The sequence below is a fragment of the Vibrio sp. M60_M70 genome (assembly GCF_037162085.1).
Taxonomy (GTDB): domain Bacteria; phylum Pseudomonadota; class Gammaproteobacteria; order Enterobacterales; family Vibrionaceae; genus Vibrio; species Vibrio diabolicus.
Map to the genome: position 1 here is coordinate 1121635 of NZ_JARLUL010000001.1, position 14940 is coordinate 1136574.

A 14940-nucleotide genomic window follows, 5' to 3' on the forward strand; every position below is an offset into this window, starting at 1 on the left:
ATGTAAGAAAATAAAGCACTTCTATGTCGATAAATACTGATGAAACGACTTGGCAGACGTTTAAGCGTCTATGGCAATTTATTCGCCTTTACAAGTCAGGTCTTGTCGTTGCAGTCATTGCATTAGTTATTAATGCTATATCAGATACCTATATGATTTCCCTATTAAAACCATTACTAGATGAAGGTTTTGGGAACGCTGAATCTGATTTTCTACGCACGCTTCCATTGATTATTTTTGCCATGATGTTTGTCCGTGGCATAAGTGGATTTGTCTCCACATACTGTTTGAGCTGGGTATCCGGCAATGTGGTTATGCAAGTCCGCCGTATGGTATTCAATCACTTTATGCATATGCCTGTGTCTTACTTCGATAAGGAAAAGACGGGCAATTTATTGTCACGTATTACCTACGATTCAGAGCAAGTCTCTGCGGCAACCAGCCAAGCGTTAGTGAGCATTGTTCGCGAAGGTGCAAGTATCATTGGCCTGTTAGTCCTGATGTTTTACAACAGCTGGCAGTTGTCGTTAGTGCTGTTTGCTGTTGCTCCCGTTGTCGCGTGGGGTATTGGTGTCGTTTCTAAACGTTTTAGAAAAATATCTAAAAATATGCAGACAATGATGGGCAACGTGACTGCGTCAGCAGAGCAGATGCTTAAAGGCCATAAAGTCGTGCTGAGCTACGGCGGCCAGGATATCGAACGTCAACGATTTGAGAAGGTCAGCAACCAAATGCGTCAACAAAGCATGAAGTTGGTGACAGCTCAAGCAGCGGCTAACCCTATCATCCAAATGATTGCGTCACTTGCTATTGTTGCCGTTCTTTACTTAGCAAGTATTGACTCGATTAAAGAGCAATTGACTCCAGGTACATTTACCGTTGTCTTCTCTGCGATGTTTGGTTTGATGCGTCCGCTTAAAGCGCTTACTAACGTTACCTCTCAGTTCCAACGTGGTATGGCTGCGAGCCAAACGCTCTTTGCGTTGATTGACCTTGAGCCTGAGAAAAACGAAGGTAAGTTGACAGTTGAACGCGCAAATGGCGATGTTTCAGTTAAAAACGTAAGCTTTACTTATACTGGCGCAGAAAAGCCAGCATTGGAAAATGTCAGCTTCGATATTCCAAGAGGGAAGACCGTTGCGCTGGTTGGTCGTTCCGGTTCCGGTAAAAGTACCATCGCGAACTTGTTCAATCGTTTCTATGATGTTGATAGTGGCTCCATCACATTAGACGGACATGATATTCGTGAATACGAGTTAAAGAACTTGCGTCAGCAGTTTGCGCTAGTATCACAAAATGTTCATTTATTTAATGACACGATTGCAAACAATATTGCTTACGCAACGGATGGAAAATACGAGCGCAGTGATATCGAGAAAGCGGCAAAACTCGCGCATGCTATGGAATTCATCAGCAAAATGGATGATGGGCTTGATACCATGATTGGTGAAAATGGCGCGAGTCTATCTGGCGGTCAACGTCAACGTGTCGCTATTGCACGTGCTCTATTGCGTGATGCACCGGTATTGATTCTTGATGAGGCGACCTCTGCTTTGGATACGGAATCAGAACGCGCTATCCAAGCTGCATTAGATGAGCTGCAGAAAGACAAAACGGTACTCGTGATTGCGCACCGCTTGTCAACTATCGAGAAAGCCGATGAGATTCTTGTGGTTGATGATGGCGCCATCATTGAGCGTGGCAACCATGCCGATCTTATTGCAAAAAATGGTGCGTATGCACAATTGCACCGTATTCAGTTTGGTGAATAGACGCGGTGGTTGAAAAAATCTGGTTTGAAAACCATCCAATAAAATACCTCTTGTGGCCGCTTTTGTGGCCACTGAGTGTATTATTTGGAGCAATAAGTAAGTCTAAGCGAAAGCAATATCAAACAGGCCGTAAGCAAGCCTACAACGCGCCTATCCCTGTTATTGTTGTCGGCAATATCACGGCTGGTGGTAATGGCAAAACACCAGTTGTGGTTTGGCTTGTTGAGCAACTGCAACAGCTTGGGCTTAAGCCAGGGGTCGTTTCTCGTGGTTATGGAGCAAAAGCTCCTGCCTATCCGTTAGTGCTAAAAGAAGATACGCCTGCGAAACATTGTGGTGATGAACCTAAGTTGATTCATCGCCGCACAGGAGCGCCTGTTGCGGTAGACCCGGTGCGTTCAAATGCAGTGAAAGCACTGCTAGAGTCAGGTGTGGATATCATTATTACGGACGATGGGTTACAACATTATGCGTTAGGCCGTGATATTGAGTTAGTGATTGTGGATGGGAATCGCCGATTTGGGAATGAAAGCCTCATTCCGCTTGGCCCACTTCGTGAAGGGGTCGAGCGTCTTGCTGAAGTCGACTTTATCATCACCAATGGTGGTCAAGCACATACGGGCGAAATCGCAATGACTTTAGCGCCATCTAAAGCCATTAACCTCAAGACTAAGCAACTTGTGGACGTTTCTGAATTAAAAGAGCTAGTGGCATTTGCAGGGATTGGGCATCCACCACGATTTTTTCATACACTAAACTCGATGAACGCAGATGTTAAAGTCACAAAAGGTTTTGCTGACCATCAAGACTTTAACCAACAAGAATTAGAAGCATTGGCTCAACAAGGAGCCAATGTGATTATGACCGAGAAAGATGCCGTCAAGTGCAGCCATTTTGCGCAAGATAATTGGTGGTATCTGCCTGTATCTGCCCAGTTTGAACCAAACGATGCAGAGCAAATTTTAAAGAGAATAAAAGAGGTTAAAGCGGCTTATGGATCACCGTCTGCTTGAGATTGTAGCTTGCCCTGTTTGCAAAGGTAAGCTGACGTACGATAAAGAGAATCAAGAGTTGATCTGCAAATTGGATCGCCTCGCTTACCCAATCAAAGAGGGTATTCCCGTTCTGCTCGAGCCTGAGGCTCGTACTATGAGTATGGATGAGGGACGCTAATGTCTTTTACGGTTGTCATTCCTTCGCGTTACGCATCGAGCCGCTTGCCTGGTAAACCGTTAGCGGATATTAGCGGTAAGCCTATGGTTCAGTGGGTTTACGAGCAAGCGCTACAAGCGGGTGCGGAAGATGTTATCGTGGCAACTGATGACGAGCGTGTTGCTGATGCTGTCTCGTCGTTTGGTGGTAAAGTCTGTATGACCTCTCCTAACCACGAATCAGGTACTGAACGCCTTGCTGAAGTTGTTGAAAAGATGGCTATTCCTGCAGACCACATTATTGTTAATGTGCAAGGGGACGAGCCTTTGATTCCACCGTCTATCATTCGTCAGGTTGCTGATAACTTATCGGGGTGTGACGCTCCGATGGCGACATTAGCCGTAGAAATAGACTCGGAAGAAGAAGTGTTCAATCCGAATGCAGTTAAAGTTGTGGCTAATGAGCAAGGCTATGCGATGTACTTTAGCCGAGCAACTATCCCTTGGGATCGCGATAACTTTGCCAAACAAGACAAAATCATTGCCAACCCATTAATGCGTCATATTGGTATTTATGCTTATCGAGCTGGTTTCATTAATACGTATGTAAATTGGGCTCCGAGCGCATTGGAGCAGATCGAGTGCCTTGAGCAACTACGAGTGCTTTGGTACGGTGAAAAAATTCATGTAGCGGTAGCGAAAGAAGCGCCAGCTGCCGGCGTTGATACGCCAGAAGATCTAGAGGCGGTGCGCGCTATTGTGGCGAAGCAAGCATAACTAAAGGTCACATTGAATTAAGAACGAGAAAGGCTCCTGAATTAGGAGCCTTTTTGTTGCTTATATCCAAGTATTAGTTAGATGTTTGTGTCATATTGGTTTCGTTTAGGGCAGGTCGCTAAGACTTCTCGGTGACCTGTGTCTTTTACTTCTTGCAGAATGACATCAAATCCCCACAATCGGTATACGTGTTTAAGAACTTCTTCATAACTGTCATCAAGCGGGATTCGGTTATGAGGTACGTATTGCAACGTGAGTGAGCGGTCCCCACGAACATCGACATTAAATACCTGAATGTTTGGCTCAAGATTAGATAAGTTGTACTGAGCGGCTAAGGTTTCTCTAATGCGTTTATAACCCATCTCATCGTGTATCGCGGCGACTTCAATAAAGTTTTTGTGGTCATCATCGTTGATCGCAAACAGCTTGAAATCACGCATTAATTTCGGAGAAAGGTATTGGCTAATGAAGCTTTCATCTTTGAAATTATGCATCGCGAAATGTACTGCATCTAACCAATCGGTTCCTGCCAAGTCCGGAAACCACTCCTTGTCCTCATCAGTGGGTTCTTCACAGATACGTTTAATATCTCGGAACATAGCAAAGCCCAAGGCGTATGGATTAATACCATTAAAGTAAGGACTGTTATAAGGCGGTTGAGCTACCACACTGGTATGGCTATGTAAGAACTCTAGAATGAACTTTTCGGATACCAAACCCTCATCGTAAAGATGGTTGAGAATGGTGTAATGCCAGAATGTTGCCCAGCCTTCGTTCATGACCTGCGTTTGTTTTTGCGGATAAAAATACTGACTGATTTTGCGTACAATCCGCACGACTTCACGTTGCCACGGCTCTAGTAGCGGGGCATGCTTTTCGAAAAAGTAGAGCAAGTTTTCCTGAGGCTCGCTTGGGAATCGCTCTTTAAGATCTTCCTCTTTGGTTTTGGCTCTTGGTACTGTGCGCCACAATTCATTCACTTGAGACTGTAAGTATGCCTCGCGTTCTTCTTGTCGCGCTTTCTCTTCGGTAATGGAGATTTTCTCTGGTCGCTTGTAACGATCCACACCAAAGTTCATTAAGGCGTGGCAGGAGTCGAGCAGTTTTTCCACTTCCTGTACTCCATATCGCTCCTCACATTCAGCTAAATACTTTTTGGCAAACAGCAAATAATCGATGATGGAGCTAGCGTCCGTCCAGGTTTGGAACAGATAATTACCTTTGAAGAAAGAGTTGTGCCCGTAACAAGCGTGAGCAATCACCAGCGCTTGCATTGTCACGGTATTTTCTTCCATCAAATAAGCGATACACGGATTGGAGTTAATGACAATCTCGTAGGCTAACCCCATTTGACCATGCTTATAGTTCTGCTCCGTTTGGATGAACTTCTTACCAAACGACCAGTGGTTGTAATTGATGGGCATACCAATACTTGAGTAGGCATCCATCATTTGCTCGGAAGTAATCACTTCTATCTGGTTAGGGTAAGTGTCTAGGCGATAGTGTTGTGCGACACGCTTAATCTCTTTGTGGTAGCGTTCCAACAGCTCAAATGTCCAATCCGGTCCATCTGGCAGCATTTTACTATTACGCTTCTTAGGCGCCTCTCCTGAGAGGTTTTTCGTTGCGGTACTCATCGCTAGCCTCCTTACGCCGTTTCTTTTTGGAATAGTTCACGGAAGACTGGGAAAATATCCTCCACAGAGCGAATGTTTTTCATTGCGAAGTTCGGAAATTCATCGGTGAGTTTTTCGTACTCATGCCATAGAGTTTGGTGCGAGCGTCGCGTAATTTCTATGTAGGAGTAGTACTGACAGTTTGGCAGTAGTTTGTTCACTAATAGATCGCGGCATCTTGGCGAGTCATCTGCCCAGTTATCGCCATCAGATGCTTGCGCAGCATAAATGTTCCATTGTCCAATTGGATAGCGCTCTTTTACGATTTCGTCCATCAGTTTCAATGCGCTGGATACAATAGTGCCCCCGGTCTCTTGCGAGTAGAAGAACTCGTGTTCGTCCACTTCTTTCGCTTGGGTGTGGTGGCGAATAAAGACGACGTCTACATTCTCGTAAGTACGAGTTAAAAACAGGTATAACAGAACGTAAAAACGTTTTGCGATGTCTTTCGTTGCTTGATCCATCGAGCCCGATACGTCCATCAAACAAAACATCACAGCTTGACTAGATGGTACAGGGCGTTTTTCATAGTTTTTAAAGCGTAAGTCGAAGGTGTCAATAAATGGAACCCCCTCAATTTTCTTACGCAGCTCTTCAATTTCAGCCTTCAAGCGGTTCTCTTCAAACTGCTGAGCGGGTTCAATGTTTTTGATACGAGCAAGTTCATCTTCTAGCTCTTTGAGAAGACGTTTCTTACCTGCGGTCATTGCCGTACGTCGTGCAAGAGATTGTTGTAGCGAACGTACAACCGCAATGTTTGAAGGGATACCAGCAGTTTGAAAGCCTGCGCGGTGCGTTTTCCATTCAGTAATTTTGGCAATTTGGTTTTTTTCTAGATTAGGCAGCTCGAGATCTTCGAACAAAATATCGAGGTACTCATCTTTTGATATTTGGAATACAAATTCGTCTTGGCCTTCTCCATCTGGACTGGCATTGCCTTCTCCCGAGCCACCACCTTGACCGCCACCTTTGGGACGCTCAATTTTATCACCAGTAATGAATTGGTCATTGCCGGGATGAACTCGTTCGCGAACACCACCTTTGCCTTGATGAAAGATCGGTTCATTGATGTCTTTGTGAGGGATAGAGACGTCTTCGCCCGTTTCCGTATTCGTAATCGAGCGTCGATTCACTGCGTCTGCTACCGACTCTTTTATTTGCTCTTTGTGGCGCTTCAAGAAGCGCTGTCGATTAACAGCGCTCTTGTTCTTGCCATTGAGCCTTCGGTCTATAAATTGCGCCATGAAATAGCCCTCTTCATGTTTCACAAGCGACCTAACTCAATACTGGGTTAGGATGACTTACGTACTCGTAGGTACCACTCAGAAAGTAGGCGAACCTGTTTCTCGGTATAGCCTTTTTCCATCATGCGAGCGACAAAGTCGTCATGCTTCTTCTGATCTTCAGAAGAGGTTTTCGCATTAAATGAGATAACCGGAAGTAGCTCTTCGGTATTGGAGAACATTTTCTTCTCGATTACTGTGCGCAGTTTTTCGTAGCTGGTCCAAACCGGGTTTTGACCATTGTTATTCGCTTTCGCACGAAGCACAAAGTTAACGATTTCGTTTCGGAAATCTTTCGGGTTAGAAATACCAGCGGTTTTCTCGATCTTCTCTAGTTCAGCGTTCAGTGAAGATCGATCAAATAGCTGACCAGTTTCTGGATCTCGGTACTCTTGGTCTTGAATCCAGAAGTCTGCATAGGTGACATAGCGGTCGAAGATATTCTGACCGTATTCAGAGTAAGACTCGAGATAAGCGGTCTGAATCTCTTTACCGATAAATTCAACGTAGCGAGGCACTAGATAGCCTTTCAAAAACTCGAGATATTTCTCTGCCGTTTCAGCAGGGAACTGTTCACGTTCAACCTGTTGTTCAATCACATAGAACAGGTGTACAGGGTTGGCTGCCACCTCGGTTTGGTCGAAGTTAAATACGCGCGACAAAATCTTAAAGGCGAAACGTGTAGAGAGACCATTCATGCCTTCATCGACACCCGCATAATCACGATACTCTTGATAGCTTTTCGCTTTCGGATCGGTGTCTTTGAGTGTTTCACCATCGTAGACGCGCATTTTTGAGAAAATGGATGAGTTTTCAGGCTCTTTCAGGCGTGAAAGAATACTGAATTGCGCTAGAGTTTCGAGCGTGCTTGGAGAACAAGGAGCCTGAGACAGCTCACTGTTTTCAAGCAGTTTTTGGTAGATTTTCACTTCTTCGGATACGCGGAGACAGTAAGGTACTTTTACAATGTACACACGGTCGAGGAAGGCTTCGTTATTTTTGTTGTTACGGAAAGTCTGCCACTCAGATTCGTTCGAGTGAGCCAGAATCATACCGTCGAATGGAATCGCAGATAGACCTTCAGTACCGTTGAAGTTACCTTCTTGCGTTGCCGTCAAAAGTGGGTGAAGTACTTTGATCGGCGCCTTGAACATCTCAACGAATTCCATTAAACCTTGATTTGCTTTACACAGCGCACCGGAGTAGCTGTAGGCATCTGGGTCGTCTTGCGAATAATGTTCGAGTTTACGGATATCGACTTTACCAACCAGTGATGAAATATCTTGGTTGTTTTCATCCCCAGGTTCTGTTTTAGCAATACCGATCTGATCGAGAATTGAAGGGCGAACTTTCACTACTTTAAATTTAGTGATATCACCGCCAAATTCATGAAGGCGTTTAGCGGCCCATGGCGACATAATCGAGCGAAGATAACGTTGCTCGATACCATATTCTTTTTTCAAAATATCGCCGTCTTCCGTGGCTTTGAATAGACAGAATGGATGGTCATTCACTGGGCTACGTTCGCCATTGGCAGTAAGTACATAGATAGGCATCTGTTCCATCAGAGCCTTAAGTTTTTCAGCAAGTGAGGACTTACCACCGCCGACAGGACCGAGTAGGTAAAGGATCTGCTTACGTTCCTCTAAACCTTGCGCCGCGTGTTTTAGGTAAGACACAATTTGCTCTATGGCATCTTCCATACCATAAAAATCTTTAAAGGTTTCATAACGAGAGATAACACGATTCGAGAAGATGCGGCTCAATCTCGGGTCTTTTGCCGTATCGATTATCTCTGGTTCACCGATCGCCATCAGTAGGCGTTCTGCTGCATTAGCATAAGCGCTTTTGTCATCCTTACACAGGGCTAGAAACTCCTGTAACGACATCTCTTCATCTTTTGCAGCTTCATATCTTGATTGATAGTGGTCGAAAATACTCATGTCGCTTTCCCCTTTAATAGTCAGTCTACCGACGAACGTTGATTCAGGCTTTCCCACCTATTGTTATGCTCCTTGTTGTTTGAATATACGTCCTGTTATCACATTTGGTTCGTACAGGATGTAAGATTGGCGACACCAAAGACTTTGCTTTATGGACAGTTTTTTCATTACAACGGTGAGCGGTGGGTATGAATCTTTCAATCACAGCCTTTCTCTACTTAAGCCTAGTCGGGGATTTGCAATTTTGCTTAACAATTATGAATTTATTGCAAAAGTGACATTTGAATCACTCTTTCACTGAAGATGAATTTATGTCGTAAATAGGTGCAATAGAAATCAAATATTTGGCAAAGACAGAAGAGTCTCAGTGATTCATTGCTCTACATCGCACAAGGGAAGCGTAAGAAGGTGAAAAAGCAGCGGTAAGGTTGTGACAGGGCAAATAAAAAAGGAAAGCGAGTGCTTTCCTTTTCGTAGACGAATATTTTATGCGCTGAAGATTTGTGCAAGCTCGTTTTCGCATAAATGGTACTGACGAGGACAGTTGCGCCAAGTTTGTAGCATACGACGGTATTTATCCAGCATTGGCATTTGGCTGTTAAAGTGATGGTCTGCTTTATCAAATTGAGGGTACAGACCTTCAGAATCAATAAGGAAGCGTACGTAATGGACTTGTTGGGCCTCTGAAGCAATATCAAACCCAAGGAACTGCAAGCGGCGCTGATCCACTTTGTTACGATCTTCGGTATCGAGCATGTTGTAAGATTCTTGCATCGCGTGATACATCTCCATAACGTCGATGATCTCACGACACTCCGCTTCTGACAGACAGCCGAAATCTTTATTCAACTCACGCATTTGTAGCTCATAGCCACGTTCAACGATCGTTTGTAAGCGTTTGTATTTGGCCGCATTACTTGGATCAAGTTGAGACATAAGGTTGTATTGGTTTGATAGAATCAAACGTTGAGCGTTTGACATTTCCATGATGACCTCACTAGATATCTAATACATTTTTAATGTGCTTAGGTTAACGCTTAAGACATGAGTGAAACATGATCTCAACACATATTTAATACTAAAAAATGGCAAGAACTGTCACTTTTGACCAGTTTAAAAACACTTATTTATGGTAATGATTGTATATGTAGTCTCGGTCTGAAAATACTCTTAGCCACTCTGGCTTGAATACGGTTAAAACCGCCAGTGACATACCATTTAATAGGCCCTCAGGGAAGGCAAGCAACGGTACAAAAATAAAGTAGTTATGTTGAATGGTTTCCCAATCGTAATGACCAACCGATAAATGGTAAAAGGAGTTAATCAGCAGATGCAGGCTTCCTGTTATCGCGCCGTTGAAAAAACCTGCAACGAAGATGAACACAAAAATGTTTCTTGGCAAGTAGTGATAACTCAAAAGAAAGACGAGGTAACTAATGAAGATAGGAAGCAGGGCAGACAATACTAAAGACGTGGGTAACTGCAACAACGACACATCATGTAGCAGGTGGTTGACCAGCATTGCGGGGATACTGATTAGAAAGGCCATACGCCAACCATACATCATCGTCAGCGTTGTTAGCGCGAGAAAATGAATCTGTAGTCCTTCTTTTACGCCTGCTTGAGTTGCCCATAGGATGCTGAAAAAAAGAGTGTTGCAAAAACGAGGTGCTGAAATGCTTTTTCCTTTTCAAGCTTGGGCCAAACTACTTTTTTCCAATCTGGTAGACAGTAGGCGAGCACTATCCAAAGTATGACAACCAGAGAGCCCAAGTTAAACCAATCCATGTTACTTCCTTCCTATGCGATCATGACGCAATCATTTCTATTGTTCTTTTTATACCTAAATCACCTCATAGAGATTCATTGAAGGTACTTAGGTATAGTTAAAAAAATACCAGCAATATGCTGGTATTTTAAAGAGGTTAGTCTTGCTGTTCACTTAGTATTTTACGTTATCGTTGTACTGAGCAAGAATGGATTGAATCTCGTCCATGGTTTCTTTCGGTGGAGGGTTTACCCCTTCGAGTGGGTATTCTAAGCCCAATGCTTCCCATTTATGGGCACCCAATTTGTGATAAGGAAGTAACTCGATCTTTTCGATGTTATCCATATCTTTAATAAACTCACCAAGCATGTGTGCTGCTTCAGGATCATCCGTGTAACCTGGCACGACTACATAGCGAATCCAAGTTTTCTTTCCGATTTTTTGCAAGTAACGAGCAAAGTCCAATGTACGTCGGTTCGATACGCCGATGAGATCTTGGTGCACTTCATCTTTCATGTGCTTGATATCAAGCATTACTAAGTCTGTTGCATCCAGTACTTCATCGATAACATCAGTGTGTTTACGAACATAACCGTTCGTATCTAGACACGTATGAATACCTTCTGCCTTAGCTGCGCGGAAAAAGTCTCGTACAAATTCAGGCTGAAGCATCGCTTCGCCGCCAGAACAAGTAACACCACCACCTGATGCATTCATGAAGTGGCGGTAACTTTTCGCTTCGGAAATGATCTCTTCAACCGTAACTTCTTTGCCATCATGCGTATCCCATGTATCGCGATTGTGGCAATACTTACAGCGCATCAAACAACCTTGCAAGAAGACGATAAAACGAATACCAGGTCCGTCTACGGTACCACATGACTCAAATGAGTGAATACGACCAGTTGTTGACATCTTTTGCTCTCATTACTAGTAAATTCTAGCTGTTATTTTATTACAAAAAGCAGGGTTAAAACAGCTTTGTCGGTACTAAAGGCAAGGTTATGTGAAGAAAGAAAATAGATAGACCAATCTAAATAAATGCTTGATCACAGGGTTAGTTAATACCAAACGAGAGAACTTGCCTCGTATTTAGATTGGTGCGGATACAGGGATAAGTCAGCTTTTAGAAAAAGGCGAACACAGAGAAGGAGCCTGTCCCATAAATATCAGTTTGGGATTCTTCATAATCTGGCGTTTTTATCGTAAAGGTTAGGCTTGCACCGTAATTTTGGTTATACCAAGTTGCACCCGCTACGGCGCTTGCTTGCCAATTTTGCAGTGTGACGTCGTATGGCGCGGATGGCTCAGGAATACCAGGGCGATCACCTTCGATGGTCATGTCATTGAAACGGTAACGACCTTCAAACCCCGTAAATAAGAACCAGCTTGAAGTATCCTGTGCGAGCATACTCGCTGAGAACGGGCTCTCAACACTAATATTGGCGGCTCCGATGCTGCTTGCTAGGTTTGTACCCCAACGAAACATGACGCCTTGAGAGACATCACTACGGAAGTTACCCGCATTGATGTCGTTAATGTTGGTGATTTCCCATTGCGTTTTTTGTTCTTCGCTGCGCATCAATTTATTAAATACGCGGTAGCCAAGGCTAAACGCTACTTTATCGTCGATCTGGTAATCCCAACCTTGTGGGTCAGTCGAGCCTGTTATGCCGTGAACGATTTCTTGCGCTTTTTCTGAAAGCGAACTTTCACCTGTTGCACCGATGGTGAAGTTGTAGCGGACGGCCTTATCATCAGTCAAAGAAAGATAGTTGATCTCAGTATGTAGATAACCCGCATATGGGCGATCATTGACCAGTGGATAATCCGCTTCAATGTCGCTCGGAGTCCACATTTTGTGGCCAAGAACCAACTCTATTTTATCGATATTGGCGTGTTCTGAGTCAGCCAGACTCAGCCATTTCCATTGGCTTTCTTGTTTCAGTTGGCCTGTTGCGTAGGAAAGAAAAATACCATTTGTGTAGTCTTGGTCGACGCCGAAAATACCATCATTGTCGAGTGTAAAAGAGACCGTAGACTTAGTGGATGCCATCGCAACTGGAGAAAGAAGAGTAAGAACAATTAATTTACTGAGTTTCATATACTTTATTTACTAACTTTTTTCGCATCATACGTAAGAATGTGGGCAAAATCTCTCGTAATATCACAACTTTCATTCAAGAAATAAAAAAAGGCTGATGCTTCTAAGCATCAGCCTTTGTTGTATCACTAAAACGTTATTTCATTAAAGTCTTATAGAGACTCTGTGAATGTACGTGCGATTACGTCAGCTTGTTGCTCTGCAGTTAGAGAGTTAAAGCGAACAGCGTAACCAGATACACGGATTGTTAGCTGAGGGTATTTCTCTGGGTGCTTAACGGCGTCTTCTAGAGTTTCGCGGTTAAGAACGTTCACGTTTAGGTGTTGACCACCTTCGATACCCGCTTCGTGGTGGAAGTAACCATCCATCAGACCAGCAAGGTTAGCGCGTTGTGAACCCTCATCTTTACCTAGTGCATTAGGTACGATAGAGAATGTGTAAGAGATACCATCTTGTGCGTCAGCAAACGGCAGTTTTGCAACTGAAGTTAGTGATGCTACGGCACCTTTCTCATCGCGACCGTGCATTGGGTTAGCACCTGGAGCAAATGGAGCACCAGCACGACGACCGTCAGGTGTGTTACCAGTTTTCTTACCGTAAACCACGTTTGAAGTGATAGTAAGAATTGACTGAGTAGGGATTGCATCACGGTAAGTCTTAAGCTTACGGATTTTGCCCATAAATACAGAAACAAGTTCACATGCGATATCATCAACGCGTGGGTCGTTGTTACCAAATTTAGGGTAATCACCTTCGATTTCGAAGTCGATTGCTAGACCGTCTTCGTCACGGATTGGCTTAACTTTTGCGTATTTGATTGCAGACAGAGAGTCAGCCGCAACAGATAGACCAGCAATACCACAAGCCATAGTACGTTTAACGTCACGGTCATGTAGAGCCATTAGTGCCGCTTCGTAGCTGTACTTGTCGTGCATGAAGTGGATAGCGTTTAGTGCAGTTACGTACTGCTTCGCTAGCCAATCCATGAAGTGGTCCATTTTCTCCCACAACTCATCGTAGTTCAGTACATCGCCTTCGATCTTCGGCATTTGTGGACCAACTTGGATTTTTAGCTTCTCATCCACACCACCGTTGATGGTGTAAAGCATAGTTTTCGCAAGGTTAGCACGAGCACCGAAGAACTGCATTTGCTTACCAACAACCATTGGAGATACACAACATGCGATTGCGTAGTCGTCAGAGTTCATGTCTGGACGCATTAGGTCGTCGTTTTCGTACTGGATTGAAGAAGTATCGATAGACACTTTCGCACAGAACTTCTTGAAACCTTCAGGTAGTTGCTCAGACCAAAGAACAGTGATGTTTGGCTCTGGAGAAGGACCCATTGTGTATAGTGAGTTTAGGAAACGGAAGTTTGTACGAGTAACTAGCGTACGACCGTCAAGACCCATACCACCCATAGACTCAGTTGCCCAGATAGGGTCGCCAGAGAATAGATCATCGTACTCAGGAGTACGTAGGAAACGAACCATGCGTAGTTTCATTACGAAGTGGTCGATCATTTCCTGAGCTTGTTCTTCTGTGATGCGGCCAGCAGCGATATCGCGCTCGATGAAGATGTCTAGGAACGTAGAAGTACGGCCTAGAGACATTGCCGCGCCGTTTTGAGATTTAACAGCAGCTAGGTAACCGAAGTAAGTCCACTGGATAGCTTCTTGTGCAGTTTCAGCAGGACGAGAAATGTCACAACCGTATTTTGCAGCCATTTCTTTGATTTGACCTAGAGCACGGTGTTGCTCTGCGATCTCTTCACGAAGCTGCATTGTCATTTGTAGGTCTTCGCCGTTCTCGAAACGCTCTTGTAGAGAAGAGAACTGTGCGAATTTATCCTTCATTAGGAAATCAATACCGTATAGAGCAACACGACGGTAGTCACCGATGATACGACCACGACCGTATGCATCAGGAAGACCAGTCAATACGCCAGACTTACGACACGCCATGATTTGTGGAGTGTAGATGTCGAAAACGCCTTGGTTGTGAGTTTTACGGTATTCTGTGTAGATTTTCTTAACTTGTGGGTCAAGCTCGCGGTTGTAGGCTTTGCATGAACCTTCAACCATACGGATACCACCGTTAGGGATGATCGCACGCTTTAGAGGAGCGTCAGTTTGAAGACCTACGATAGTTTCTAGGTCTTTTTCGATGTAGCCTGCATCGTGAGCAGTGATGGTAGAGATAACTGAAGTATCAAAATCAACAGGAGCGTGAGTCGCGTTCTCTTGTTTGATGCCTTCCATTACCTTAGCCCAAAGCTTGTTAGTCGCTTCAGTACCTTCAGAAACTAGGAAAGATTCGTCGCCTTCGTACGGAGTGTAGTTCTTCTGAATGAAATCACGAACGTTTACTTCGTTTTGCCAGTCGCCTGCAGCAAAACCTTCCCAAGCTTTAGCAAATTGCTCTGCCATGACATACCTACCTTTTTAGTAGAAAAAAATACGTACT

Annotated in this window: 11 protein-coding genes and 1 pseudogene; 4 read left to right on the forward strand and 8 right to left on the reverse strand. The window is 44.1% G+C overall.

The features are described 5' to 3' along the window. The first annotated feature begins 23 nt into the window (after positions 1-23). Genes msbA through kdsB form a run of 4 tightly spaced genes read left to right on the forward strand, consistent with a single transcriptional unit; the run spans position 24 to position 3700 of the window. Positions 24-1772: a lipid A ABC transporter ATP-binding protein/permease MsbA gene (gene msbA / locus P4S59_RS05285; RefSeq protein ID WP_006742148.1), complete on the forward strand. Its 1749-nt coding sequence runs from the start codon at positions 24-26 to the stop codon at positions 1770-1772. A 5-nt stretch (positions 1773-1777) separates the two neighbouring features. After that, positions 1778-2785, forward strand: a complete 1008-nt coding sequence (gene lpxK / locus P4S59_RS05290) for a tetraacyldisaccharide 4'-kinase (RefSeq protein ID WP_337168054.1) — start codon at positions 1778-1780, stop codon at positions 2783-2785. Beyond that, a complete protein-coding gene (locus tag P4S59_RS05295) occupies positions 2766-2945 on the forward strand; it encodes a Trm112 family protein (protein ID WP_005390649.1) in 180 nt (59 codons plus the stop codon). Before lpxK ends, P4S59_RS05295 begins: the two co-directional genes overlap by 20 nt. Then, on the forward strand, positions 2945-3700 hold the full coding sequence (kdsB, locus tag P4S59_RS05300) for a 3-deoxy-manno-octulosonate cytidylyltransferase (protein WP_301658968.1): 756 nt from the start codon (positions 2945-2947) through the stop codon (positions 3698-3700). Before P4S59_RS05295 ends, kdsB begins: the two co-directional genes overlap by 1 nt. A 77-nt stretch (positions 3701-3777) precedes the next feature. Here kdsB and P4S59_RS05305 read toward each other — a convergent pair whose 3' ends face one another. The 8 genes and pseudogenes from P4S59_RS05305 to pflB all read right to left on the reverse strand — a co-directional run bounded on the left by P4S59_RS05305 (position 3778) and on the right by pflB (position 14903). Beyond that, complete coding sequence (locus P4S59_RS05305; protein WP_006742146.1) at positions 3778-5337, reverse strand: SpoVR family protein; 1560 nt, start codon at positions 5335-5337, stop codon at positions 3778-3780. Positions 5338-5348: 11 nt separating this feature from the next. Beyond that, positions 5349-6620, reverse strand: a complete 1272-nt coding sequence (locus P4S59_RS05310) for a YeaH/YhbH family protein (protein ID WP_048626176.1) — start codon at positions 6618-6620, stop codon at positions 5349-5351. Between the two features lie 47 nt (positions 6621-6667). Then, complete coding sequence (locus tag P4S59_RS05315) at positions 6668-8602, reverse strand: PrkA family serine protein kinase (protein ID WP_005390658.1); 1935 nt, start codon at positions 8600-8602, stop codon at positions 6668-6670. 486 nt (positions 8603-9088) lie between these two features. Beyond that, positions 9089-9589: a YfbU family protein gene (locus P4S59_RS05320; RefSeq protein ID WP_005390659.1), complete on the reverse strand. Its 501-nt coding sequence runs from the start codon at positions 9587-9589 to the stop codon at positions 9089-9091. Between the two features lie 136 nt (positions 9590-9725). Beyond that, a pseudogene (locus P4S59_RS05325) lies at positions 9726-10390 on the reverse strand (energy-coupling factor ABC transporter permease). A 154-nt stretch (positions 10391-10544) separates the two neighbouring features. Continuing rightward, a complete protein-coding gene (gene pflA / locus P4S59_RS05330) occupies positions 10545-11285 on the reverse strand; it encodes a pyruvate formate lyase 1-activating protein (RefSeq protein WP_226422017.1) in 741 nt (246 codons plus the stop codon). 211 nt (positions 11286-11496) lie between these two features. Then, positions 11497-12474 (reverse strand): lipid A deacylase LpxR family protein, encoded by a 978-nt coding sequence (locus tag P4S59_RS05335; RefSeq protein WP_182036986.1) that lies wholly within the window; start codon positions 12472-12474, stop codon positions 11497-11499. A gap of 152 nt (positions 12475-12626) precedes the next feature. Further along, a complete protein-coding gene (pflB, locus tag P4S59_RS05340) occupies positions 12627-14903 on the reverse strand; it encodes a formate C-acetyltransferase (protein WP_005390666.1) in 2277 nt (758 codons plus the stop codon). Between the last annotated feature and the right edge of the window lie 37 nt (positions 14904-14940).

What these genes read in the sequence shown, in the direction of transcription:
- pflA (WP_226422017.1), bottom strand. Translation starts at nt 11,285, where the DNA reads ATGTCAACAACTGGTCGTATTCACTCATTTGAGTCATGTGGTACCGTA.
- msbA (WP_006742148.1), top strand. Translation starts at nt 24, where the DNA reads ATGTCGATAAATACTGATGAAACGACTTGGCAGACGTTTAAGCGTCTA.
- pflB (WP_005390666.1), bottom strand. Translation starts at nt 14,903, where the DNA reads ATGGCAGAGCAATTTGCTAAAGCTTGGGAAGGTTTTGCTGCAGGCGAC.
- P4S59_RS05315 (WP_005390658.1), bottom strand. Translation starts at nt 8,602, where the DNA reads ATGAGTATTTTCGACCACTATCAATCAAGATATGAAGCTGCAAAAGAT.
- P4S59_RS05310 (WP_048626176.1), bottom strand. Translation starts at nt 6,620, where the DNA reads ATGGCGCAATTTATAGACCGAAGGCTCAATGGCAAGAACAAGAGCGCT.
- P4S59_RS05320 (WP_005390659.1), bottom strand. Translation starts at nt 9,589, where the DNA reads ATGGAAATGTCAAACGCTCAACGTTTGATTCTATCAAACCAATACAAC.
- P4S59_RS05305 (WP_006742146.1), bottom strand. Translation starts at nt 5,337, where the DNA reads ATGAGTACCGCAACGAAAAACCTCTCAGGAGAGGCGCCTAAGAAGCGT.
- P4S59_RS05295 (WP_005390649.1), top strand. Translation starts at nt 2,766, where the DNA reads ATGGATCACCGTCTGCTTGAGATTGTAGCTTGCCCTGTTTGCAAAGGT.
- P4S59_RS05335 (WP_182036986.1), bottom strand. Translation starts at nt 12,474, where the DNA reads ATGAAACTCAGTAAATTAATTGTTCTTACTCTTCTTTCTCCAGTTGCG.
- kdsB (WP_301658968.1), top strand. Translation starts at nt 2,945, where the DNA reads ATGTCTTTTACGGTTGTCATTCCTTCGCGTTACGCATCGAGCCGCTTG.